This window comes from Arthrobacter sp. NPDC058097, assembly GCF_042884885.1.
GTDB lineage: Bacteria > Actinomycetota > Actinomycetes > Actinomycetales > Micrococcaceae > Arthrobacter.
Map to the genome: position 1 here is coordinate 139,044 of NZ_JBHVSZ010000011.1, position 22,415 is coordinate 161,458.

Genomic DNA, 22,415 nt, shown 5'->3' on the forward strand with positions numbered 1-22,415 from the left:
CAGGTGAGCCGGCTTGATACTGCGTTGTAGGCGCTGAAATTTGGCGGGAGCCGATCCATTTTGCAAGGCTGCAAAGGAGGTCTCGTCGACATGCGGAATTTTTCGCCGCTCCTGATAGCGGCGCTCGTCGGTTTGTCCCTGACCGGATGCTCTGAGCCGTACCCAGCGAACACATCCGCACAGGGACAACTGACGCAGGCAACCTCGGCGGAGGCATCAGGCATCCGGCTCTATACCGAGCCGTCCTTCAAGGGACAAGCCAGCTCGGAGCTGAACGTCATCAATGACAAGATCCGCGACTACATCGCGGTGTATCCGGAGGTCTTTTCGGGAGGCTACTTTTCTTCTGATTCCTCGCACCTGATGGTGGGCGTTGCGCAGCCTGACCATCCGGCGGCATCAGGTTTTGAGGAGCTGGCAAACAAGCTGGATCCCGGACGCCAGCGCGTGCTCACAAAACCCGCGAAATGGTCTTGGTCTTCCCTCGGCAGGGTGAAGGACATCCTCGCAGCAGAGTACCTCGTGCAGGTGAATGGGGACATCCAGGGGATCGGGCTGAACAATGCTCTAGATACCGTTGTAGTTACAGTGCGAAAAGAGGGCTTTCCCCTGGAAAGCAACCCTGCTGTCCTCCAAATTGCTGAGAAGTACGGAGAGATGGTCATGTTCCGGGAGTCGACCGGCGAGGTAACCTTCAGGCCCGGTAGCTGACGGCGGTCGTCAGCGTCGAGGTGGACGGCCTCGAATGGCGTCTCGGCCGACATCCGTCGGTGGCGCCTGACAAGATGTAGAGAGGTCATCAGCCGAACCTCAACCGGGCCAGTTTCCTTGGTCTACTCCAAAGTGGAAGCCGGAGAGGTCGGATCACCATACCGCAGAACCCATCGGTAGATGAAGGAAGCAGTGATCGGACGAAGAACACCAAGTCCTCAGTGGCCGTCAGGCAACATTGCTCTAAGTTCTTCTGCACGGGAAGCGAGGGCCTGACGCTGGTCTCGGGTGAATCTTCTGGCCTGCAGGTCGAGGACTGCCCGGCTGCCCAACTCTCCCACACCCAACAGCTGACCGACACGGCGAATTGCTTCGCCGCTGTCGTCTGAACCCTCAATCATCTGGAAGACCTCGTCGCGCCGATACATCGCCTGTACCAGGGCAGCTAGGATCATCAATTCTTGCCGTATCTGCCGCTCATCCCCATCCATCCGCCGATTCTTGCACGAGACAACGGCCTAGTTATTCATAATGAATAGTTACGAATCCGTCGGTCCATTGGTCCTCGCCCAGCGTAAAGGTGTCGATCATGAAGCAATCAGGTTCATCTTTGAAGCCTGGCTGCTGCCGAGCTCTTTCAATTCGGCCTTCGGCTTCGGCTTTTGTCGCGTAGATCCCCAGGATCTTCGGATCGTCACCGGATCGTTCGTCCCAGCTCAGTTCCCCGTCCTCACCGAAATGTTCTGTTGGGGATCCGTCCAGAAGTTTGGCATGACCGACATGCCAAACCATAAATACGTCCATGTCGAAAGTGTCTCATCTGCACGGCGCAGTCCCGTGAATCGCACGACCGGATCCGATCCAAGCCTGGTCGGATTCTCAGGAGTCGAACCCGTCACGGGACGGTCTTTGGGGAATTTCCCTGTTTGGGCGTGGTTTTGTTCTTTCTGCCGGTGTTTTGTGATGAGGATGGACCATGAAGTTAGATACAGTCCTTGACCGGTCTGATAGTTCCAGTCTGCTGAGCGAGATCGTGGCTTTGAGAACGCATACTTCCATGCGGGTGAAAGGTATCAGTCAGTTCCGCGGGAGCCATTATCAGTTTGTTGCGGAGCTGGACGCGGGGGCAGAGGAATGGCACATGGTTACCGATCAGGGGCAGAGGTGGTCGGCGGTTGACGGCATGCTCTCGGTGGAACCTGATCCTCCGCATGCAGTTGAATTCCCTCGCGGCATGCCGACCGAGGTCCGAATGCTTCACCCCGAGGCGCTTCTGATGTGGGGTCGTGGCGGCGAGAGCTTCTACCCGATGCTCATCCAAGAGATTGGCCGGCGGTCATTACTGATTACCTTCGAGCATGTAGAAGACCCAGCATTCCGCGCCACCGCCGTGATCAATGGCACCACAGGCATCATCGAGAAGATGGCCATGCTAAGTGACGTCACCATTCTGACGGAAGTGGAGTTCGGAACGCCGCTTGATCCTGGCCGCCAGCTCGAGTTCCTGCCAATTACGACGGATTGGATTCAACCCAATTACTGATTGACAGTGATGTCAGCTGGCTCGCCAGAGGCAAATTGGGGTCAGGCCGGGCGAGCGACCAGGCGTGATGTTATTGCGCCGGGTTGGCCTGCAAGCGTTGGCGGTGATGGAACGCCTTACGGGTGTTCGGCGTTGCCTTCCACTGTCCCTGAACTAGAAACTTCCCTTTAGGCGGACGGATTATGCTCATTCCAGTATTCGTTGCGCTGTCTGCGCAGGGACCTTACGAGCACCGTGATCCCGAGGACCAAGGCGATCGCCGCGATCCCTAGGAAGATCCAAGTCAAAATTTCCGATCCCCGGAAGATGACGTTTGACCAGATAGCGATCAAACCGATCGCCATGAATAGAAGCGATGCGCGGGTCTCCCTTTTATTCATACCGGAGTCTAACCACCATGATGCCGCTGTGATAAGCACCTCTCAGGCTAGGGACAATAAGGAACGTCGATAGTCACTCCGGGGAATAAGCGCCGACCTTGTCACCACAACGTCCCGAAGAGGCCAGTCCGCAAATCGTCCCGTAAGCCGGTCCGGCACAGGGATCTGCCAGGCACTCGCGCGGTGCCGTTCTGGGTGCTGAGCTGACTGCCCCGTATGCCCAGTCCGAATAAATGCCTCGCAGAGCGGCCCCAACTACAAGACCCGATGTTGCATAACCCTTGAGATAAGAGCCGTCTCGCTGCCCGAGTAATCGCGTCAACGGCGTGGTGGAAATTTTTTGCTGATGAGCGCAAGCCGGACGGCGGTCGGCCGTTCTCGTAACTATGTCGCACAACCTTCTTCATCACGCGGTGTATTCACCGTTAGTTATGCGACACATCGGAACAACCCCTGGCGAGTGGTGGGTTCCATTAACTGAGCAGGGCCCATACTTTCTTACGCTCTTGGGCAAGACTGACCCGTCCACCGGCAAGGAGCTCAAGGGTCGGCTGCAGATCCCAACAGATAAGGGCTCCGAAACGCGCTGCGTAGATGCCGACCATATGAATGCCGTACTGGTCTGAGCGGTCAAAGAACGTGTAGCCAAGCAGCTAGTACAGGTCTTCGCGTGAGAGTGCGTTGCCACGCACTGAGGTCTTAAAGTCGATGAGAACCCCATTGCTGATCACGTCGGCGTCAGCAGGACAGCGCGCGGAGGAATCAAATTGGGGTCCCAGATAACAGGGAGCGGCGAGATAGGGGAACAGCCGACGTTGAGCGAGAGATGCCATCTGGTCCAATTGCCAGAGAGCATCTTCGGGAGCGAAAGCCAAAAGCCGTGCAGCACTGAGGCTGCCGTTGTTCAGGGGCGATCCGGGGCGAAGCCCCACGCTAAACCTCGGTGCAGAGAGCAAGGGCCCAGCATGCTCGGCGCAGGGTTACGTGGTCCCCATCCCGGGCTGCGAAGCGCGCTTGGTCGATCACTTCACGGACCGACTTCTCCCGTTTTCCCTGGGACGCATGCACAGCGATGTCGGGGAAATAGCCGGGGTCAATTCGGAAGCGCATCTCGAAGTCGAATGCAGCTCCAAGTGTTCCCGGGTTAGCCCCGCCTTCAGCAAGCGGGGCGACCAGCAGTTGTTTCCCTGTCCAGGACCGGTAATCCTTCTGAAGAGGTTCAACATTCGGGAACCTGGTGTCTAGGTATTGCCGCAACGGAGACGCCGTGTCTTTGATCGCGCTGGTCAGGCTGCGGTACGGATAGTTAGCCACAGACTTATCATCAGCTTTGAACCCGGCATACCTGCGTTGACATGCGGTTCTATGGGTCATCCATCCGTCATAAATCCACCGCTCGCTTAGAAATGGGCTCGAGTATTCATGGCATTTATCTGCAAGGTCGCCAACGTGCCCATTACACGGACCCGATGGACCGAATCCGCGGCGGCGTCCCACTGGCGGTCGTTCCCGTTCCAAGAAAGTGCAGACATCCGTGGATAAGGTGGTTGGACTCGAAACTGTCAGGATGGGATCTTAGATCTTCTCGAGAGCGTGCCCAGAAATGCCGATTAAGGCCCTAATCTGACGGCCATTCGGTCAGGCACCTGACGTCAGGTTGGGGTGTAGTTCAGTGACGAAGGTGCGTGTTGCTGAACCTAGCCTTGCTGTGTTCGAGACGCATTGTTCATTGAGCGGCCCTGGACGTTGCGGGGTCGCGGAAAGTCCAAGCGGAAGGAATTGTGGCTTCGTCGGGCTGACGAGCGGACATCGTGGCGGAGCGCTATTTGCCGGCAGCGAAGTCAGCCAGTACGTCGGATGCCCGCGGGAATCCGAAAGCGTCGGCAGTCGCGGGCGGTAATGTCCCACCAACGCTGACGGTGAACCTCGCCAGGAGGCGCCGGAAGGTTGCGAGGTCGTCCTGGCTCCACCCTTCGACGAATTTCGCCATCATGGCGTTGTCGTGCTTGACAATGGCATTTCCGAGTTCGCGGCCCTTGTGTGTGAGGGCGAGGAGGACGCCGCGGTCGTCTCCGGGGTCCGGAATTTTTACTGCGAGGTCTTCCTTCGCCAGCCGCCCGGCGATTTTGGTCATGTTGGAGCGGCCGGTTTGGATTGCGTCCGCGAGTGTTGTGGGGCGCATGGCTCCACGCAGGGCAAGTTGGTTGACCACGAGGAACAGTTGCACGTCGTCGCTGGGAAAGCCGATCGCAGCCATCACCTCTCGGCGCAGGTGAAGGCTGTCGCCGTGGTGGATGAGAGCACTGAAGGACACGAGCAGATCCATTGGGTGGCGTTCGAGCACCGGAGAAATGTCAACGTCTTCGCCCGCCGCCAGTTCTCCCGGGTTGGGTCGGGGCATGGTCGTTCCCTCCTGCTGGGGTCTCTCAACCCATGTCATCACAGCAAACGGATGCAGGCAAGTTTTTATGCAACTTTCGACAGTAGATATTTTACTTTAAGAAATACTATGTTTTCATAGTTGAGCGGCCACAGTAGGTGTCGGTCGTCACACTCCCCGATCTGAAGGGGCTTGGTGTGCTTCAAAGGAGAAGACAATGACTGTATTGAAAGCCGGGCGTGGCCCGGGTCCCTGGCGTGTTGCTGTGGTGGCGGGTATGGCCTCGTACATTGACGCGGCCGCCTTGATCAGTTTCGGGACCGCCATTGTGATTTATCAGGCCGCTTTCGGGCTGAAGCCCGGCGAGGTGGGTGTGCTTGCAGGGTCGATCACCTTCGGTGTTGCAGTGGGCGCGCTGGCTGGAGGGCGGTTGGGGGACCGGTTCGGACGCCGTCCGGTGTTCTCGATTACCATGCTGCTGATCATCGCCGGAGCCATCCTGCTGGCCACCTCGGGCTCGTTTGTTCCCCTGCTGGCGGGCACCTTGCTCGTGGGCGTTGGCACGGGTGCTGACCTGCCGGTCTCGCTGTCGACCATCTCCGAGGCGGCCGACGATGAGACTCGTGGCCGTCTGATCAGCTTTTCCAACGTACTCTGGATCGTCGGTGTTGTTGCCGCCATCATCCTCTCCGCGGCCGTTGGCAACCTCGGCCGCCTGGGCGGTCAGATCCTGTTCGCGCATATCGGGGTCGTCGCCGCGGTCGTACTCATGGCCCGGTTGAGCATTCCTGAATCGCCCTTGTGGCTCGCCGCGCGGGAAGAGCGGGCCAGGGGCTTGCACACCGTCCGTGCATCAGAGGCCGGTGCTCGCGCCCTGTTCACCAAGCCTTACCGTGCCCCGCTGATTGTGCTGGTCCTCTTCTACTCGCTGGTCAACCTCGCTGCAAACACCGCCGGCCAGTTCGGTACCTACATGCTGGTCAACTTTGCCGGGCTGGACGTGTCCTCCGCTTCCCTGTTCGGGCTGATCGCAATGCCGGTCCTGATGCTCAGCTACTTCTGGTTCATGCGTATCGCCGACGGTCCCCGCCGCTTCGGGTACTTCACCGGCGGCGCCGTCCTCTACGTGGTGAGCCTTCTAGTTCCGGTGATCTTTGGCTTCTCCGCCACGACCTACATTGCCTCCGGCGTTCTGGGTGCAGTGGGCGCTGGCTTCGCTTTCGAAACGATCATGAAGGTCTGGGCCCAGGAATCCTTCCCCACCCTGATCCGCTCCACCGCCCAGGGAACGATCCTGGCAGTGGCACGGTTTGTCGCTGCCATTCTGGCCACCTTCACGCCCATGTTGCTGACCTCAGGGCCCAGCGCCATGTACCTGTTCCTGGCCGGAGTGAGCGCCGCTGGTATGGCCGTGGCCTGGTTCGGGTTCCGCAAACGCGACCGCCACAACGAGTTCGACGTCGAAGACGAACTCGAGTTGGAGCTTGGCGTGCCAGCCCGGACTAACAGCGCAAGCTGACCACCCGAGACGCTCACACGCCGACCGTTCGACGACCGGCTTTCATTCGCCCTCAATCCCGCGGCACCGAGACCCCGGCCGGGTGGCCCTGGCTCCAGCGGGCCCGTACCCAGCCACTAAGCAAATAAGGAAAGAACATGCATTTTCAAGATCTCCGTGTGAACGGGCTTGTTGGCCCCCTTGGGGTGGACAATGATCCCTTCTTCAGCTGGAAAGTCAGCGCCGAGGAGCGTAACGTGCTCCTCCCACACGCCCAGGTGGAGCTTTCCTCGGACGCGGGTGTGGTCTGGAACTCCGGGAAGCTGGCCACCCCAGTAGCGCCGTTGCTTTCCTACGACGGGCCCGGCCTCGCCGCGAAGACCTCGTACCGGTGGCGCGTCCGTGTGTGGGACCAGCACAATACCGTCTCTGACTGGTCCGAGTGGAGCGCCTTCGATACCGGTCTTCGAGGCGCCGGCTTCGGCGAGGCGCAGTGGATCAGGCTCGACGAGGAGACCCCGGTCGGGGTCAAGGCTCCGGTCCAGTACCTGAACACGGAGTTCGAAGTCACAGCGCCGGTGAAGAGGGCACGCGTCTATTCCACCGCGCTGGGCTGGTACCGCCTGAGCATCAACGGTGCAGACGCTACGGGGCCGGGCTACTTTCCGGGATTTACTGCTTTCGACAAGCGTGTTGAATACCAGGCGCGTGACATCACCGACTTGGTGCGCCAGGGCGGGAACGCGGTCGGCATCATCCTCTCAGACGGCCGCTTCCGCGGCCGGATCGGCGCGCAAGCCCAGCCGGCGATCTACGGCAACCGCACAGCCGCAATCGCCCGCCTGGAAATCGAGCAGGAGGACGGCCGGGTAGTCACCGTGGTCACCGACGCCAACTGGCACGGCGGCCACGGCCCAATCGTCGACTCCGACCCGCGGGCCGGCGAGACCATCGACGCCCGCCTCCGGACAACATGGGATGAGCCCGACGGACAGGTCCCCGAACCCATCACGGTGGTGGCAGTCGACGAGGCCCGTGAAGTCGTCGGCGAGTCCAGCGAGCCCATGCTCCGCAAGGCACCCCTCGCCGCGGTATCGATCAAGAGGTCCGCGACGGGAGCGCTGATCGCCGACTTCGGCCAGAATCACCACGGCGTCACCCGGGTAACCCTCAGGGGCCCAGTGGGCAGCACCGTCACCGTCGACCACAGCGAGGTCCTGACAAAGAACGGCGACGTGGACGTCTCCTACCTCATCCCCGGCGGAGACGCTGCCTCGCTCCAGATCCTCCCCAACGTGTTCATCCTTTCCGGCGGAACAGACGTGTTCGAACCGGCCTTCTGCACCCAGGGCTACCGGTACGCGTCGCTGACCATTCCCGAAGGGGTCGAACTCGTCGAGATCGTCAGCCTTCCCGTCCATGCCGACCTGCGCTACCACGGCCGCTTCTCCAGCTCGAACCCCCTGGTGGACCAGTTCCACAAGAACGTCGAATGGAGCATGCGCGGGAACTTCATGGATGTGCCCTCCGATTGCCCCACCCGGGAGCGCAGCGGCTGGACCGGTGATGCCCAGGTATTTGCCCACACGGCCCTGCTCTTTGCAGACGCCAACGCCTACCTCGCGAACTGGCTCACCGATGCCCGCCTGCAGCAGCACTCGGACGGCACGATTCCCGATGTAGTCCCGATGGACGCGGACAGCTGGCGTGAGAACGCCGAACGTGCCGAGATTCTCCCGGGTCTCTCCATGCCGCCTTCCGGGTCGGCGGGCTGGGGCGATGCGATCGTCCAGGTGCCCTGGGAGATCTACCAGGCCACCGGCCTGCTCGCCGCGCTGCGCACGAACTATGACGCTATGAAGAAATGGGTAGAGCGCTTCGCTCACATTGCACGGTCAGCCCGTGGCCAGGGGCGGACGGGACACGCGGAAGCGCACGAAGAATTCTTCGTCGACACCGGCTACCACTGGGGTGAATGGCTGGAGCCGGACGGGGAAGGCGATGGCACGAACGACGTCTTCGCCCTGATGAAGGATCTCGCGGCGACGCCGCGGGCGTGGGTAGCGACCGCCTACTTCGAGCACTCGAGCCGGCTCCTCGCGGAGATCGCCGGGCTGCTGGGCGAGGACGACGACTCCTGCCACTTCCTCCGCTACGCCGACGGCGCACGCGACGCCTGGCAGCGTGAATACATGACCGGTCCCGACCGGCTCGAACCCGACGCCCAGGGTACCTACGTCCGAGCCCTCGAGTTCGCACTGGTCCCCGAGGAGAGGCGCCAACAGACCGCCGACCGCCTTGTGCAGCGGATCCGGGAGCGGGACAACCACCTCGGCACGGGGTTCCTCAGCACCGGCATCCTGCTCAAACAACTCACCCAGCACGGATACGGCGACGTCGCCCTCGACGTACTCCTGCAGGATGAGGCGCCATCCTGGCTTGACCAGGTCCGGCGCGGCGCGACGACCATCTGGGAAAGCTGGACCGGGGTCGACCCGGACGGAAACCCGACGATGTCCTACAACCACTACTCCCTCGGTGCCGCCGCCCGGTGGCTATACGAGCACCTAGCGGGAATCCGTCAGACCTCACCCGGCTGGTGCACCATCGTCATCGATCCGTTCCTGAACGAGCGCTTCTCCCATGTCGAGGCCTCGACAGGCACTCCCTTCGGCGAGGTTTCCTCCAGATGGACGATAACCGACGGGCGCGTCACACTCCGTGTGGCCATCCCGCCGGGAACGACCGCACAGGTGCGCCTGGACGGGGCATCACCGCAGGAGGCAACGATCGACGGTTCCACCCTCGACGACGCCGCCGGCGTGGACACGAACAGTGATGGCACCGCCGTCACCGCACAGGTCGGATCCGGCACGTACACCTTCGAGTGGCAGCGCGCCACAGCCCCGGCACTCGTCTAAGACGACCAACCGAGCCGTCCGATCCCGCAGCATCCAGCCGGGAACGGGCGGCTCACCCGGCCTCAAGGCGGAGACAACGCCGCTCCACACACCCTCCGCCCTATCCCGCACACAACCCCGCCAACACTCGGTCACCAGCCGCTGAAGACTCGTAACCCCTCACCCGAAAGGACCCAACATGGACGAAACCATGACTCTTGAGGAGCTCATTGACGCGCCGGACCCTTCAGGGTTGCCCCCGCTGGCCCAACTGCTTCCAATGCTGTCCTCGATGTCGACGCAGTTGAACCCCGCCGAGACAACCGAAGGCCTTCGCCAAGCGCATTCCGAACTCGCTGCCGTTGAGATCACTGATGTCGACATTGATCCCAACGTTCCCGCCCGTTACTACTCAACACCGGCAAGCGCCGGGCGCCCCCTGCTGGTCTGGGCCCACGGCGGCGCCTTCGTCGGAGGCGACCTCGACATGCCCGAAGCCAACTGGGTCGGACTCGCCCTGGCAGGGCGTAGGTTCAACGTCCTCTCCATCGACTACAGAAAAGCCGTCGACGGCGTCGCCTACCCCGCACCTCTCGAAGACGTACTGACCGGCTGGCGGTGGGTGCAAGCGAACGCCGCAAGGCTAGGCGTCGGGTCAGTCCATATCGGCGGCGCGAGTGCCGGCAGTGCTCTCGTCGCCGGTGCAACGCTCAAGCTCCGGGACGAAGGCGCCCCCGCACCGAGAAGCCTCGTCCTGTCATACCCGAGCCTCCACCGTGTTCTTCCGAAATGGAACCCCACCGAAATTCTGAAGATCCAAAAGGCCGCCGGAATGGTCTACTTCAGCTCATCCTGGGTCAAGGACATGGCCCAAAACTACCTCGGTGACGGCGGCCACGACGACGGACGATACGCTTTCCCGGCAGACTCCGACCTCAGCGGCCTACCGCCACAACTGATCCTGCTCGCAGAGCTGGACTCCATACGCTCCTCCGGAGAGGACTACGCTCGCCGGGTCAAAGCCGCCGGCGGGACCGCCGACACATGGCTCGCAGAGGACGCCCTGCACGGGTTCCTCAGCACCCCCTACGAAACCGGTGGAGAAACCGGCATCACCGCCATCGCCGACTGGCTCGAGTCCCACGCCTGACACGGATCCCCTCCCAGTCTTAGAAGGCGGTGCACTTAGCCCAAGTGCACCGCCTGCACCTGGGATACGAAGCCACAACGGGCGGACCGGACGTGTGAAAATGAGCCAACGGTACGCCCACCCGGCCCACTGAGGCGTGACTCGAGCGTTCCAGCTGAGCCGGAGCCACCCATCACAGCTACGGCAACGAACAAAGGAAACAGCGCGAGACGATTTGCGGTCGTCAGAATAGGGCGAAATTCCGCTTTACTGACGGCGGCTCAATGACGTTCTCAGATCCCACCCTGACAGGTCGGAGGGCAGGAAACACATGGTGCGGTAGCCCGAGAAACATCGAAATCACCGCAGAATCGGTGCCTGAGAGAGATCGATTGGCGAACAAGCGGGTGATGACAATCCGAGCAGCCTGATAGGTGCTTGGGAACAGAGCAAAGCTCCACCAACAGGCGAATCCTTGCTGATCAGGCAGACCGACGTCAGGTTGGGGTGTGATTAGATCTGACATCCGTTGCAAAGCCAGAGCTTCCGGTGGATGCAGTTATTGCATGCACCGGAAAACTCGTAGAGGTGGTTCGGCAGTTCGCCCTAGTCCGCGGCGTGCGGTAGAACTATGTCGAAGCGGGTCCGAGCCCAACTGCGATCGCCGAGTTGCCGCCCGTCAGGAGTAGGGGTTCCGGCGTCCTGCTGGACGAAGTCCTTGATGAGGGATTCCTTGACGCCAAACACGGTGTCGTATTTCAGCAGCTCGTCCCCGCGGACGAAGATGTGGGTGACCAGTGTCCTGAGTCCGGGTTTGGTGACCATGAAGTGCAGGTGGGAAGCGCGCATGGGCGAGCGTCCTACGGCTTCCAGCATTTTTCCGACTGGTCCGTCATGCGGAATGGGGTAGGGGGTGGGGGTCAGGCCCCAGAACCTGTAGTTTCCGTCTTCGTCGCTGTAGAGGTGGGCGCGGCCGGATACACGCTGGTCGTCGTACTGCACGTCGTAGAAGCCGTCTTCGTCTGCTTCCCAGACTTCGATTCGGGCGTTGGGGACAGGGTTTCCGTCCGTGTCCTTGACGCTTCCTTCGATCCAGCAGGGTTCTCCTGGTGCGGCTCCGGCGATGTCTTCGCCGTTTTCGATGCGCGGGGCGTCTTCTACGAAGAAGGGGCCGAAAACGGTGGCTTCGGTTGCGTCGCCGTAGGCTTCGTTGTTGACGTTGATGGTCTGCATCGAGGCGCCGAAGACGTCGGAGAGCAGGATGAATTCCTGTCGGCGGTCGTCGGTGATGTGGCCGACAGCGGTGAGGAACTCAATGGCCTTGTTCCATTCGGCTTCGGTGAGCCGGACGTCGCGGATGAAGTTGTGCAGGTGGGTTACGAGGGACTGCATCAGTTGCTTCAGCCGCGGGTCCTGGCAGTCGTCGAAGGAGCGCAGCACGTTGCGGACCAGTTGTTCCTCAACGTTTTGTTGTGCCTCGGACACGTGCTGGCTGCCGGGGATGCTCTCGGTTTCGGGGACGCGGGTCTGCTGGGTCATTGTCGTTTCCTCGCTGTTGTTTGTGGTGTCGAGTATGCGGGCAGGGACTCAGAGTTGCGATGCCTCGTCGAGCAGCTGCAGATCCTTGGTGGTCAGCTGGATCTGCATTGATTCAACGAGGGGGGAGAGCTGGTCGATTGTGCGGGCGCTGGCGATGGGGGCCGCGACACCGTTCTGCGCTGCGAGCCATGCCAGGGCGATGGAAGCGGGCTGGGTGGAGTGCTGATCGGCGACGCTCTTGACCGCGTCGATGACTTTCCGGCCGTGGGCGTTGAGGTACTTTGCTGCGTCTGGGGCGCGGGGGCTTTCGATTTCCTCGCCGTCATCGTATTTTCCGGTCAGGAAGCCGTGGGCGAGGGAGTAGTAGGGCACGACGGCGAGGCCGTGGGTGCGGGCCAGGGGGAGGATATCGGCTTCAATTCCTCGTTCGACGAGGTTGTATTGGGGCTCGATGACGACGGGCGCATGAAAGCCTTCGCGGGCGGTGAGGTCGAGCCATTCTTCGATTCGTTCCGCTGTGTAGTTCGATATGCCAATGGAGCGGATCTTGCCTTGGTCGACGAGTTCGGACAGTGTCCCGATGCTCTCGATGAGGGGCGTTGAGGGGTCGTCGAAGTGCGCGTAGTAGATGTCAACGGCGTCGATGTCGAGGCGGGTCAGCGAGGCGTCGATCGCAGCCCGGATCGTTTCCGGGGCCATGCCGGCAAATTGAGGGTGGTGACTTACTTTGGTGGCGATGACGAGGTCGTCGCGGTCGGCTCTGGCGGCCAGCCATTTGCCAATGATGGTTTCTGACTCCCCACCGGTATTTCCCTTGGCCCAGAACGAGTAGGAGTCGGCGGTGTCCAGGAAGTTCCCACCGGCAGCAACGTAGCCGTCGAGGACTGCGTGCGATGCTTCGGTGTCGGCGGTCCAGCCGAAGACGTTTGTGCCGAGCGCGAGTGGGGATACGGCGATTCCTGGGGCGATGGTCCGCTTGGCGACCAAGGTCTGCCTCCTAGTTGTTCTTCTATGTGTGGGACGGGGTGGAGTAGGACCCTCCTGTGGTTGTACCCGTGAGGGAGGGTCCTACTCCGTGTGGCTCCGCCAGGTGCCACGACTGACGTGATGACAGGTCGTGGACCTGGGGCTAGACGGTGGGGTTGGCGCTCGGTGGCTTGCCGGCCCATGCCGCGTGCAGGATGCCGCGGACGTCGTCGTAGGTGATCGGGCGGGGGTTGCCGTAGGAGCGGCTGGTGGCCTCTTCGGCGATGCGGTCGATGTCTTCTTCCTTCATGCCCAGCTCGGCCAGGGACCGGGGGGCGTTCAGTTCGCCGGCGATCTGCCACAGCCGTTCGGCGGGATCGGCCGCCCCACCGAGTGCCCGGGACAGGGCCGCCGTCGCTTCGGGAGCGGCTGGCTGGTTGAAGGCCAGGGCGTGGGGGAGGACGACGGTGTGGGTTTGGGCGTGCGGCAGGTTGAGGGTTCCGCCGAGTGCGTGGCAGAGCTTGTGGTGCAGCGACATGGTGGTGGCGCCTAGGCAGGCACCGCACAGCCAGGATCCGTAGAGGGCGTTGCTGCGGGCGTCGGGGTCGGAGCTGTCGGCAACGATGGCGGGCAACGCTACGGCAAGGGCCCGGACGCCTTCTTCGGCCATCAGCGAGATGATCGGCGTTGCATCCGGCGCGTAGAGGGCTTCAACGGCGTGGGCAATAGCGTTGATGCCACTGGTTACCGACATGGCGGCCGGCAGCGTCATGGTGAGCTCGGGATCGTAGACGACGCTGCGGGGCAGAACCCGGGGATCCTTGCCGGTTTCCTTGCGTCCGTCGGTCGTCAGCCCCCACACCGGAGTCATTTCTGATCCGGCGTATGTGGTGGGGACGGCAACGATCGGCAGCCCGTGCTTGAGGGCGATTGCTTTGCCGAGTCCGATTGCTGAACCGCCGCCGACGGCGACGCAGCCGTCGGCACCGACCCTGGAAGCCTCGTCGCTGGCCCGCTGTGCAACTTCGTTGGGCACGTGCATGACGGCTTCCGGGAGGACGCCAACGCAGCGCTCACCCAGGGCCTCGGCTACCCGGTTGCCGGTTTCTTCCTGTTCGGGAGAGCAGAGGACCAGGACGCGCTTGAGTCCGATCTGGTCGAGTTCTTCGGGCAGGGCGGTGAGGGAGTTGACGCCGAAGCGCACCCGCATGGGGAGGGCTTCGTATACAAACTGGTGGGTCATCAGGGGGCTCCTTTTTGAAGGGGGTTGTCGGCGTAATGGTTCATTTCCCGCGGGGCTTCTTTGTGCGGGAAGCGGTTAGCGGGAACCGGCGCGGCGTTTGTTGTAGATGTCGAAGGCGACGGCGAGCATCAGGACCAGGCCCTTGACGACTGATTGCACTGACTGGTCAATGCCCATCAGCTGCATGCCGTTGCTCATGACGGCCATGATGAGGCCGCCGGCCATGGCTCCCACGACTTTTCCAACGCCACCGGTGACGGCCGCGCCGCCGATGAAGGCCGCGGCGATCGCGTCGAGTTCGAACATGTTGCCGGCGCCGGGCTGGGCTCCGTTGGAGCGGGAGGAGAAGACGATGCCGGCCACTGCGGAGAGGAAGCCCATGTTGACGAAGATCCAGAAGTTGACGGTGCGGACCTTGACGCCTGACAGGGCGGCTGCGACGACGTTGCCGCCGATGGCGTAGACCTGGCGGCCGAAGACGCTGCGCTGCATGAGGACGCTGTAGACCATGATGAGGATGGCCAGCATGATCAGGACAAGCGGCATACCGCGGGCGATGGCCAGCTGCCAGGCGAAGACCATGACTGCGATGGCGATGACGAGGATTTTGGCGATGAACAGCGGGAATGACGGGACAAGCTGGTTGTAGCTGATCAGGGTCTTGCGGGTCCGGTACTGGTTGAAGGCGTAGCCGATCACGGCGATGGCGAAGATGAGGAGCGTGAAGACGTCGTATCCTGCGCCTCCCAGGAGGCCGTTGAGGAAGCCCGATGCGATCTGGCCATAGTCGGCCGGGAAGGGGGAGAGGGAGACGTTGTTGAGGACGACCAGGGTCAGGCCACGGAAGAGGAGCATGCCGGCGAGGGTGACGATGAACGCCGGAATCCCGACGTAGGCGACCCAGTAGCCGTGCCACGCTCCAATGGCCAGGCCGGTGGCGAGGGCGGCGACGACGCCGACCCACCATGGTTGGCCGAGTTGGATCACGACGACCGCCGAAACGGCACCGGTCAGAGCGACGACGGAACCCACAGAGAGGTCTATGTGCCCTGCGATGATCACGATGACCATGCCGATCGCCAGGATCAGGATGTAGGAGTACTGCAGGACGATGTTGGTGATGTTTCCGGGACCGAGTGAGGCGCCGCCGGTGAGTCCGGCGAACAGGGCCACGATCGCCACGAGTGCGACGTAGATGCCGCTGGTACGCAGGTTGCGGGTGAACAGCTCGCGGATTTCGCTGGTTCCGGTATTGACGACCGCTGCTGCAGCCGGCGTATCTTTCCTTTGGGATCCCCGGGGGGCTGTCACGGTCATGCTGTGAGTTCCTTCTCTTTGGTCATGAGTGTCATGAGGCGTTCCTCGGATGCTTCAGCCTTGGGCAGCTGCCCGGTGATCCGGCCTGCAGAAAGCGCGTAGATGCGGTCGCAGGTGCCGAGCAGTTCGAGCAGGTCAGAGGAGATGACCACCACTGCCTTTCCGGCGTCCACGAAGCTGTTAATGAGGGTGTAGATTTCGTATTTTGCGCCGACATCAATGCCGCGGGTGGGTTCGTCCAGGATCAGTACCTCGGGGTCCGTGAGCAGCCACTTCGAGAGCACGACTTTCTGCTGGTTCCCGCCGGAGAGTTTGCCGACGATCGACTTCACGTTCGGGGCCTTTATGTTCATCGATTTCATCGCGAACTCGGCGGCCCTTGCCTCTTCGTGGTGGTTCACGAAGCCCCAGCTCGCCAGTTTGCCCAGCGCGGCGGCTGAGATGTTCCGGGCGATGTCATCAATGAGGTTGAGGCCAAAGGCTTTGCGGTCCTCGGTGGCGTAGGCGATCCGTGCTTCGATGGCTGCGGCGACGGATCGGGTGTGGATCTCCTTGCCGTGCATGAAAATTTTGCCTGAGACGTACTTGCCGTAGGAGCGGCCGAACAGGCTCATCATCAATTCGGTGCGTCCAGCGCCCATGAGTCCGGCGACGCCGATGACTTCACCGGCCCGGACTTCAAAGCTCGCACCATCGACGACCAGGCGGTCCTGAGTGGGATGCTTGACCCTCCAGTCCTCCACCCGGAGAACGACCTCGCCAGGGTTAGACTCACGGTCGGGGTAGAACGCTTCGAGGTCCCTGCCGACCATCCCGCGGATAATGCGGTCGACGTTGACGTCCGGATCTGCCATGTCCAGGGTTTCCACGGTCTTCCCGTCCCGGATGACGGTGGTGTGATCGGCAATTGCTTCGATCTCATTGAGTTTGTGGGAAATGATGATCGAGGTGATGCCGCGGTCACGAAGGGCCCGGACCAGGTCGAGCAGGTGGGCGGAGTCATTGTCGTTGAGCGCGGCGGTCGGCTCGTCGAGGATGAGCAGCTGCACTTCCTTGGACAGGGCTTTGGCGATTTCGACCAACTGCTGCTTGCCCACGCCGAGGTGCCCCACCGGGGTGGTGGGCTCTTCCCGCAGACCGACGGAGGCGAGGAGTTCGGCGGCCTCGGCGTTCGTCTTGTGCCAGTCGATCAGACCTGATGCTCCGCGGCGCTCGTTGCCCAGGAAGATGTTCTCGGCGATCGACAGGTGCGGCACGAGGGCCAGTTCCTGGTGGATGATCACGATGCCGGCGTGCTCGGAATCCCGGATGCCGGAGAAGGAACACGTCTGCCCCTTGAAAAGGATGTCACCGCCGTAGCTTCCGGCGGGGTAGACGCCGGAGAGGATTTTCATGAGGGTGGACTTCCCTGCGCCGTTCTCGCCGCAGATGGCGTGGACCTCTCCGCGTTCCACGGCCAGCGAAACGCCGGACAGCGCTTTCACGCCGGGGAAGGTCTTGGTGATGGATTGCATTTCCAGGATGTGGTCGGCCATTGGCCCGCCGTCCTATCGGTCTTGTAGGGGAGAAGGGGTGGGAGGGGCACTGTGTGCCCCTCCCGGGGGCGCTTACTTAAGGCGGCCGGCTGCGACCTCTTCAGAGGTGTAGTACCCGGAATCGATCAGCGCGGGCTTGATGTTGTCCTTGTAGATCGGCTGGATCGGTACCAGGAACGATGGGACAATCTTGGATCCGTTGTTGTAGGACTTGGTGTCGTTGACTTCGGGGTCTTTCCCGGCCAGCAGGTCCTGGGATGCCTTGACGGCCTGCGCGGCCAGGGCGCGGGTGTCCTTGAACACGGTGGAGAACTGAACACCGTCGTTGACGAACTTCACGGAAGCAACCTCGGCGTCCTGACCGGTCGTGACAGGCATCGGCTTGGGCTTTGAGGACAGGGTGGGCCCATAACCGGCGTTTTTCAGCGCGGTGATAACGCCGCGGGCGACGCTGTCATTAGGCGTGAGGACACCGTCGAGCTTGGCTGCTCCGCCACCGTAGCTGGCAGTCAGCAGGTTATCCATGCGCTCCTGGGCTTTTTGCTGCGACCAATTCTCGGTTGCCACCTGGGAGAGCTTGTTCTGCCCCGACTTCACCACGAGGGTGCCGTTATCGATGTACTTCTGCAAAACCGACATGCCGCCGTTGAAGACGAAGGTCGCGTTGTTGTCATCGAGCGATCCGCCGAAAAGTTCAATATTGAACGGACCCTTGGCGGAACCTTCGGAGCCGTCCTTGTTGAGGACACCCAGCCCGATCAGCAGCGACGTGGCCTGCTGGGCGCCGACCTTGAAGTTGTCGAAAGTGACATAAACGTCGACGTCGGCGCTGTTCCGGACGAACCGGTCGTAGGAGACGATCGGGATGTTCGCCCCTGCAGCCTGCTGCAGCTGCGGAGCCAGCGCCGTTCCATCGAGCGGAGCCAGGATCAGCAGGTCCGCTCCCTTGGTCAGCATCTGGTCCACCTGCTGCTGCTGGGTGGGGATGTCGTTGTTGGCGTATTGGAGGTCTACCTGGTAACCGACCTTCTCCAGCCCTTCCTTGATGGCCTTACCATCGGTGATCCACCGCTCCTCATCCTGGCTCGGCAGCGAAACTCCGATGCGGGTATCAGCGGGAGCCTGTGTCCCACCGCCGGCCCCATTGCCGCTGCCTGCACCGCCGCCCGCACAACCAGCAAGTACCAGTGACGTGGCTGCTGTTGCAGCGAACAAGACAATTTTCTTAAACACCGTTCTCCTCCTTTGGAGAGCCGCGTGACGCTGAAGGCGTCAGTTCTGCGCCGGCGCGACCGCCGCGCCTGAAATTAGATGTGATTGCGAGCACTTGGTGCCGTACAATGGACACCATGTTCGCACAGTACCAGCTCTTGAAGCTAGTGGTGTTCCACATTACATTTGCGCACACCCCAAGTCGGGCCTTCCATGGCACGCTGGGCCGGCGGACGACAATGGCAGAGGTGCTCATGTGCGGCGCGTCTGCGCGACGGTAGTTACGCAGATGCTAGAGGCCCCTTCGGGTCAGAAAAGAGGCGGTTGGTGAACACCATCCAGCTGTTGAAAAAAGCCAGCCAGGTAATCGACGAATTGGCCCGTATTGGCCAGTCAACGCCGGCGGAACTGGCGAAAGTCGTGTCCGAGCCGCGGCCGACCGTGTACCGGATCGTCGCTGCACTGGAGCAGGCGAAACTCGTCCGATCGAGCGGTGACGGCAAGCTTGAGCTGGGCACCGGGATACTCAAACTGGGCGACGCGGCGGCCGACGCACTCGTGGACCGCACAGAGCTGCGCGAACAGTTGAACTGGATCCGCGGCCAGCTGGGCATGAGTCCCTACTTCTGCGTCTTGCGCGAAAACGGCGCCGTATGCCTGGACCAGATCCAGGGCGCCGACGTCGACCTGCACGACTTGGCCCCCGGCCGGACCTTTCCGCTTTACGCCGGGGCTGCATCTCAGGCTCTCCTTGCTTTCGGTGGCGCCGAGTTCCGGCATAGCGTCTTGGCCTCAGGCCCATACCCCGGTATCGCTTCCCAAACACCGCTCACCGGAGAGCAGCTGAGGGAGAGGGTCGAGCACACCGCCAACCGCGGATGGAGCGTTGAAGACAGCGAGGTCATCGAAGGCGTCGCCTCAATTGCCGTTCCCGTCTTTCGGCAGGATGGCAGCCTGCTGGGCGCAATCTCGGTCGCGGGCCTGCGGGCAACAGTCCTCGGTCATGAGGAAGCTGCACGGCAAATCCTGGATATCGCCGCCCAAGCCATCGCCGCCTCCATGTCCCAGGAAGACCCGAACGACGGAAAAGAAGCCGCCCGACTCGACCCTCCCGAAGGATCCGAGCGGGACTCCCCCCGCGCCCCGGCCGTCATTGCCAAAGCATCGGCGCTGATGTCGGCCCTGGCAGAAGAACGCATCGCGACGTCGACCCGGCTAACCGAGCTGCTCGAAGAACCCGCCAGCTCCATTTACCGGATGCTGGCTACCTTGGCCGAAGCCGGCTGGGTCGAACAGATCGGCCATCGCGGCGCATATCGGGTCGGAAGCAAAATGATCGCCCTTTCCGGCGACCTCACAAGCCGCTTGGATATCCGCCGGGCCGCAGCCCCCATCCTGCGCGAAATCCACGCAGCAACGGGGGAAACAACCTTCTTGTGCATCCGCCGCGGCACCCGGGCGGTCTGCATCGAACGCATTGACGGGATCCGGGTCAACAGCCGCGTCCTGAAACTGGGGGAGTCCCTCCCCCTTCATGTCGGCGCCGCGCCCCGGGCGCTGCTGGCGTTCGAAGACCGGGCTTCGTGGGATGAATATGCCGCGATCATTGCCAGCAGCGGCGAGCCATGGCGCGACGTGCGGTCCCGTTCAGAGTTCTATTCCGGACTGGAGCACATCCGGGACCAGGGTTTCGTGATCAGCGACAACAACGTCACTCCGGGCATCGCCGCCATCGGGGCACCTATCTTCGACCACCGCGGCGAAGTTGCGGCCTCGCTGTCCGTCAGTGGACTCCGTGAAGGCATTCTGAACCGCCCAGAGGGCGAACAGTCCATCGTCGATCTCCTCCTGCGGGGAACCAAGGCTTTGTCGGACTATCTTGGCGCGCCGCCCACAGCGTCAAAGAAGGACGCAGACGTGTCGCAGGCCATAGCTTGACCGACAGCGCCCGCCATGAAATGCTTTGGACAAGCTGTCCACTAGGTGACACTACATACTGAATCTTATTGCTCCGGCCGGGCGTCGCTGCCCGGCGGATCAAACATCCACCAAATGCACCGATCAGGTGCTCAGTCGAAGGAGACAATGCGTTGGAACCGATTGTCGTAGGACTTCTGGGAATTACACACCCGCACGCCTCTGCCCGGGTTCGCGCCCTGCGCGAAATTGAAGGGGTGGAGGTGGTTGCGGCCGCGGACGACGATCCCCGGCTGCAGTACTTCACCGACAAGTACGACATGGAGCCCCGCGACATCGATGCGCTGCTCCAGGATGACCGCATCAATGCGATCATGGTCCACTCCAAGAGCAAGGACATGGTCCCGCACGCCCTGCGTGCACTGGCGGCCGGCAAGTCCGTTGTCGTCGAAAAACCAGGCGGGGGATCCGTCGAGGACCTGGTTCAGCTGGCCGAGGCCGAGTCTAAGGCCGCGCCCGGGCTGGTGGTGCAGGTCGGCTACAACGTTCGCCTTGCCCAGTCCATCGCAGAGGCCAAGGAACTCATCGACGCCGGGGTCATTGGTGAGGTCGTTTCCGTCTCCGCCCGCGGTGCTGCCCTCGTCGGCGAACACCTGACCGCACACCTGAACCAGCCCGCCGACATGGGAGGCGCACTGTGGATCATCGGATGCCACATGCTTGACTCCCTGGTGCACATGTTCGGTGCACCCGATACGGTCAACGCCCGTGTCCACAAGTCCGGCCGCTTGTCCGACGAGTCGAGCCGGGAAGATTCCGCGGCCGTCCTCCTGAACTACCCGGACATGTCTGTGACCTTCAGCTTCGACGGGCACGACCACCTTGAGTGGTTCGAAAGCTCCCGTATCTCGGTCTATGGAACCGGCGGCATGCTGGAAATCGGCATCCTGCCCCAGAAGTTGCGCGTCTACGTGGACCAGGACCGTGCCGGCTGGCGCGCCGGTTGGACCGAGTGGACCCAAAGCTACTTCACCCCGCCGTTCGCCAGGACCGAACTGAACAAGTTCTCCGAACTGCCCGAACTGGAAAACATCAGCAACTTCCACCCTGAAATGCGCGGCTGGATCGAGAGCATCCGCACCGGCGCCCCGGTAGTCGCACCGGTCGCCGACGCCCTGGCCGTCGCTCGGATTGTCGATGCCTGTTACCGCTCCGAGAAGGAACAGGGAGCATCCATGGAGGTCGAGACCGTATGAGCAGCGAAACCAACGCAACTCCGCAGCTGATCGCAACCTGCTGGGTGAGCGCCGGTGATACCGCCCCCGGACGCCCGGACGAAACCAGTCCCATCCCGATCCAGGAGCGCATCAACCGCATCGCGCAGACCGGGTGGTCAGGCATTGGGTTGGTACACCACGATCTGCTGCAGGCACGCCGCACCATCGGCTACGCCGAGCTGGGGCGCATGATCCGCGAGGCAGGGATCGGCATCATCGAAGTCGAATTCCTTAACGGTTGGTGGGCCACCGGAGCCGAGCGGGCAGAATCCGATATCCAACGCGCGGAGCTGTTTGAGGCCGCCAAGGCCCTCGGTGCCCGGCACATCAAGGTCGGCGCCGGCATGACGGACAGCCCCCTGCCGCTCTCGACGATGGCCAGCGCGTTCTCCGACCTGGCAGACGAAGCTGCTGAGTCCGGCGTCCGGCTCGCCCTCGAGGCGACACCGTTCTCACACCTGCGCACGGTCCAGGAAGCGGTCAAAGTGGTGACCCATTCGGACAGTCCCGCCGCGGGGCTGATGATCGACATCTGGCACACCCACAGGTCGGGCCTTTCCCACGATGACCTATGGAACGTTGTTCCCATGGACAGGGTCTTCGCCGTGGAGATCGACGACGGTTACAAGGACGTCGTTGGCACCATCTTCGAAGACACCATCAACAACCGCGCCTACTGCGGTGAGGGCGACTTCGACACCCGCACGTTCATCCAGCGAACCCTCGACGCCGGCTACAAGGGACCCTGGGGTGTGGAGATTATCTCCGCTGAACACCGCAGCCTGCCCGTCGCCGAGGGCCTCAAGCGCGCTTACGAAACAGCGATCAACTGTTTCCCGGGCGCCACCCTCGCACGCTGAGCGGCCCC

The 22,415-nt window shown here is 62.1% G+C and carries 18 protein-coding genes; 8 read left to right on the forward strand and 10 right to left on the reverse strand.

From position 1 onward, the window contains the following. Nucleotides 1-90 precede the first annotated feature (90 nt). Complete coding sequence (locus ACFVTE_RS18800) at nt 91-711, forward strand: hypothetical protein (protein WP_387102947.1); 621 nt, start codon at nt 91-93, stop codon at nt 709-711. A gap of 218 nt (nt 712-929) precedes the next feature. Here ACFVTE_RS18800 and ACFVTE_RS18805 read toward each other — a convergent pair whose 3' ends face one another. Further along, on the reverse strand, nt 930-1,202 hold the full coding sequence (locus ACFVTE_RS18805; protein ID WP_387102948.1) for a DNA gyrase subunit A: 273 nt from the start codon (nt 1,200-1,202) through the stop codon (nt 930-932). A 31-nt stretch (nt 1,203-1,233) separates the two neighbouring features. Then, entirely contained in the window at nt 1,234-1,515 is a 282-nt protein-coding gene (locus ACFVTE_RS18810) for a hypothetical protein (RefSeq protein ID WP_387102950.1), read from the reverse strand. A 172-nt stretch (nt 1,516-1,687) separates the two neighbouring features. Between ACFVTE_RS18810 and ACFVTE_RS18815 the strand changes: the two genes are divergently transcribed. Beyond that, nucleotides 1,688-2,254: a hypothetical protein gene (locus ACFVTE_RS18815; RefSeq protein ID WP_387102952.1), complete on the forward strand. Its 567-nt coding sequence runs from the start codon at nt 1,688-1,690 to the stop codon at nt 2,252-2,254. 1,313 nt (nt 2,255-3,567) lie between these two features. Here the strand turns inward: ACFVTE_RS18815 and ACFVTE_RS18820 are convergent. Further along, nucleotides 3,568-3,948, reverse strand: a complete 381-nt coding sequence (locus ACFVTE_RS18820) for a hypothetical protein (RefSeq protein WP_387102954.1) — start codon at nt 3,946-3,948, stop codon at nt 3,568-3,570. Nucleotides 3,949-4,456: 508 nt separating this feature from the next. Then, the gene (locus ACFVTE_RS18825; RefSeq protein WP_387102956.1) at nt 4,457-5,035 is read right to left on the reverse strand and encodes a MarR family winged helix-turn-helix transcriptional regulator; all 579 of its coding nucleotides are present in this window, start codon (nt 5,033-5,035) and stop codon (nt 4,457-4,459) included. Between the two features lie 196 nt (nt 5,036-5,231). Here ACFVTE_RS18825 and ACFVTE_RS18830 point away from each other — a divergent pair, with 196 nt between their 5' ends. From ACFVTE_RS18830 to ACFVTE_RS18840, 3 genes are all read left to right on the forward strand, one after another. Then, on the forward strand, nt 5,232-6,533 hold the full coding sequence (locus ACFVTE_RS18830) for an MFS transporter (RefSeq protein ID WP_387102958.1): 1,302 nt from the start codon (nt 5,232-5,234) through the stop codon (nt 6,531-6,533). 137 nt (nt 6,534-6,670) lie between these two features. Continuing rightward, the gene (locus tag ACFVTE_RS18835) at nt 6,671-9,433 is read left to right on the forward strand and encodes a family 78 glycoside hydrolase catalytic domain (RefSeq protein WP_387102960.1); all 2,763 of its coding nucleotides are present in this window, start codon (nt 6,671-6,673) and stop codon (nt 9,431-9,433) included. A 178-nt stretch (nt 9,434-9,611) separates the two neighbouring features. Beyond that, the gene (locus ACFVTE_RS18840) at nt 9,612-10,562 is read left to right on the forward strand and encodes an alpha/beta hydrolase (RefSeq protein ID WP_387102962.1); all 951 of its coding nucleotides are present in this window, start codon (nt 9,612-9,614) and stop codon (nt 10,560-10,562) included. Nucleotides 10,563-11,147: 585 nt separating this feature from the next. Here ACFVTE_RS18840 and ACFVTE_RS18845 read toward each other — a convergent pair. The 6 genes from ACFVTE_RS18845 to chvE all read right to left on the reverse strand — a co-directional run bounded on the left by ACFVTE_RS18845 (nt 11,148) and on the right by chvE (nt 18,374). Next, entirely contained in the window at nt 11,148-12,080 is a 933-nt protein-coding gene (locus ACFVTE_RS18845; RefSeq protein WP_387102964.1) for an intradiol ring-cleavage dioxygenase, read from the reverse strand. A gap of 48 nt (nt 12,081-12,128) precedes the next feature. Further along, nucleotides 12,129-13,067 carry an aldo/keto reductase gene (locus ACFVTE_RS18850; protein WP_387102966.1) on the reverse strand — a complete coding sequence of 313 codons (939 nt, stop codon included), beginning with the start codon at nt 13,065-13,067 and terminating at the stop codon, nt 12,129-12,131. A gap of 142 nt (nt 13,068-13,209) precedes the next feature. Next, nucleotides 13,210-14,289: a maleylacetate reductase gene (locus ACFVTE_RS18855; protein WP_387102968.1), complete on the reverse strand. Its 1,080-nt coding sequence runs from the start codon at nt 14,287-14,289 to the stop codon at nt 13,210-13,212. A gap of 75 nt (nt 14,290-14,364) precedes the next feature. After that, nucleotides 14,365-15,606 carry a multiple monosaccharide ABC transporter permease gene (gene mmsB, locus ACFVTE_RS18860; protein WP_377993716.1) on the reverse strand — a complete coding sequence of 414 codons (1,242 nt, stop codon included), beginning with the start codon at nt 15,604-15,606 and terminating at the stop codon, nt 14,365-14,367. Then, nucleotides 15,603-17,141, reverse strand: a complete 1,539-nt coding sequence (gene mmsA / locus ACFVTE_RS18865; RefSeq protein WP_387102970.1) for a multiple monosaccharide ABC transporter ATP-binding protein — start codon at nt 17,139-17,141, stop codon at nt 15,603-15,605. Before mmsA ends, mmsB begins: the two co-directional genes overlap by 4 nt. 72 nt (nt 17,142-17,213) lie before the next feature. After that, complete coding sequence (gene chvE, locus ACFVTE_RS18870; protein WP_387102972.1) at nt 17,214-18,374, reverse strand: multiple monosaccharide ABC transporter substrate-binding protein; 1,161 nt, start codon at nt 18,372-18,374, stop codon at nt 17,214-17,216. A gap of 192 nt (nt 18,375-18,566) precedes the next feature. On the opposite strand from chvE, the gene ACFVTE_RS18875 reads away from it, so the two are divergent. The 3 genes from ACFVTE_RS18875 (at nt 18,567) to ACFVTE_RS18885 (ending at nt 22,407) form a co-directional block, all read left to right on the forward strand. Next, nucleotides 18,567-20,291: an IclR family transcriptional regulator gene (locus ACFVTE_RS18875; RefSeq protein WP_387102974.1), complete on the forward strand. Its 1,725-nt coding sequence runs from the start codon at nt 18,567-18,569 to the stop codon at nt 20,289-20,291. 152 nt (nt 20,292-20,443) lie between these two features. Then, on the forward strand, nt 20,444-21,526 hold the full coding sequence (locus tag ACFVTE_RS18880; RefSeq protein ID WP_387102976.1) for a Gfo/Idh/MocA family protein: 1,083 nt from the start codon (nt 20,444-20,446) through the stop codon (nt 21,524-21,526). Continuing rightward, entirely contained in the window at nt 21,523-22,407 is an 885-nt protein-coding gene (locus ACFVTE_RS18885; RefSeq protein WP_387102978.1) for a sugar phosphate isomerase/epimerase family protein, read from the forward strand. Before ACFVTE_RS18880 ends, ACFVTE_RS18885 begins: the two co-directional genes overlap by 4 nt. The last annotated feature ends 8 nt before the right edge of the window (nt 22,408-22,415 follow it).

Coding starts and splice junctions, on each gene's coding strand:
- ACFVTE_RS18800 (WP_387102947.1), top strand. CDS start 91: ATGCGGAATTTTTCGCCGCTCCTGATAGCGGCGCTCGTCGGTTTGTCC.
- ACFVTE_RS18805 (WP_387102948.1), bottom strand. CDS start 1,202: ATGGATGGGGATGAGCGGCAGATACGGCAAGAATTGATGATCCTAGCT.
- ACFVTE_RS18810 (WP_387102950.1), bottom strand. CDS start 1,515: ATGGACGTATTTATGGTTTGGCATGTCGGTCATGCCAAACTTCTGGAC.
- ACFVTE_RS18815 (WP_387102952.1), top strand. CDS start 1,688: ATGAAGTTAGATACAGTCCTTGACCGGTCTGATAGTTCCAGTCTGCTG.
- ACFVTE_RS18825 (WP_387102956.1), bottom strand. CDS start 5,035: ATGCCCCGACCCAACCCGGGAGAACTGGCGGCGGGCGAAGACGTTGAC.
- ACFVTE_RS18830 (WP_387102958.1), top strand. CDS start 5,232: ATGACTGTATTGAAAGCCGGGCGTGGCCCGGGTCCCTGGCGTGTTGCT.
- ACFVTE_RS18835 (WP_387102960.1), top strand. CDS start 6,671: ATGCATTTTCAAGATCTCCGTGTGAACGGGCTTGTTGGCCCCCTTGGG.
- ACFVTE_RS18840 (WP_387102962.1), top strand. CDS start 9,612: ATGGACGAAACCATGACTCTTGAGGAGCTCATTGACGCGCCGGACCCT.
- ACFVTE_RS18845 (WP_387102964.1), bottom strand. CDS start 12,080: ATGACCCAGCAGACCCGCGTCCCCGAAACCGAGAGCATCCCCGGCAGC.
- ACFVTE_RS18855 (WP_387102968.1), bottom strand. CDS start 14,289: ATGACCCACCAGTTTGTATACGAAGCCCTCCCCATGCGGGTGCGCTTC.
- mmsB (WP_377993716.1), bottom strand. CDS start 15,606: ATGACCGTGACAGCCCCCCGGGGATCCCAAAGGAAAGATACGCCGGCT.
- mmsA (WP_387102970.1), bottom strand. CDS start 17,141: ATGGCCGACCACATCCTGGAAATGCAATCCATCACCAAGACCTTCCCC.
- ACFVTE_RS18875 (WP_387102974.1), top strand. CDS start 18,567: ATGGCACGCTGGGCCGGCGGACGACAATGGCAGAGGTGCTCATGTGCG.
- ACFVTE_RS18885 (WP_387102978.1), top strand. CDS start 21,523: ATGAGCAGCGAAACCAACGCAACTCCGCAGCTGATCGCAACCTGCTGG.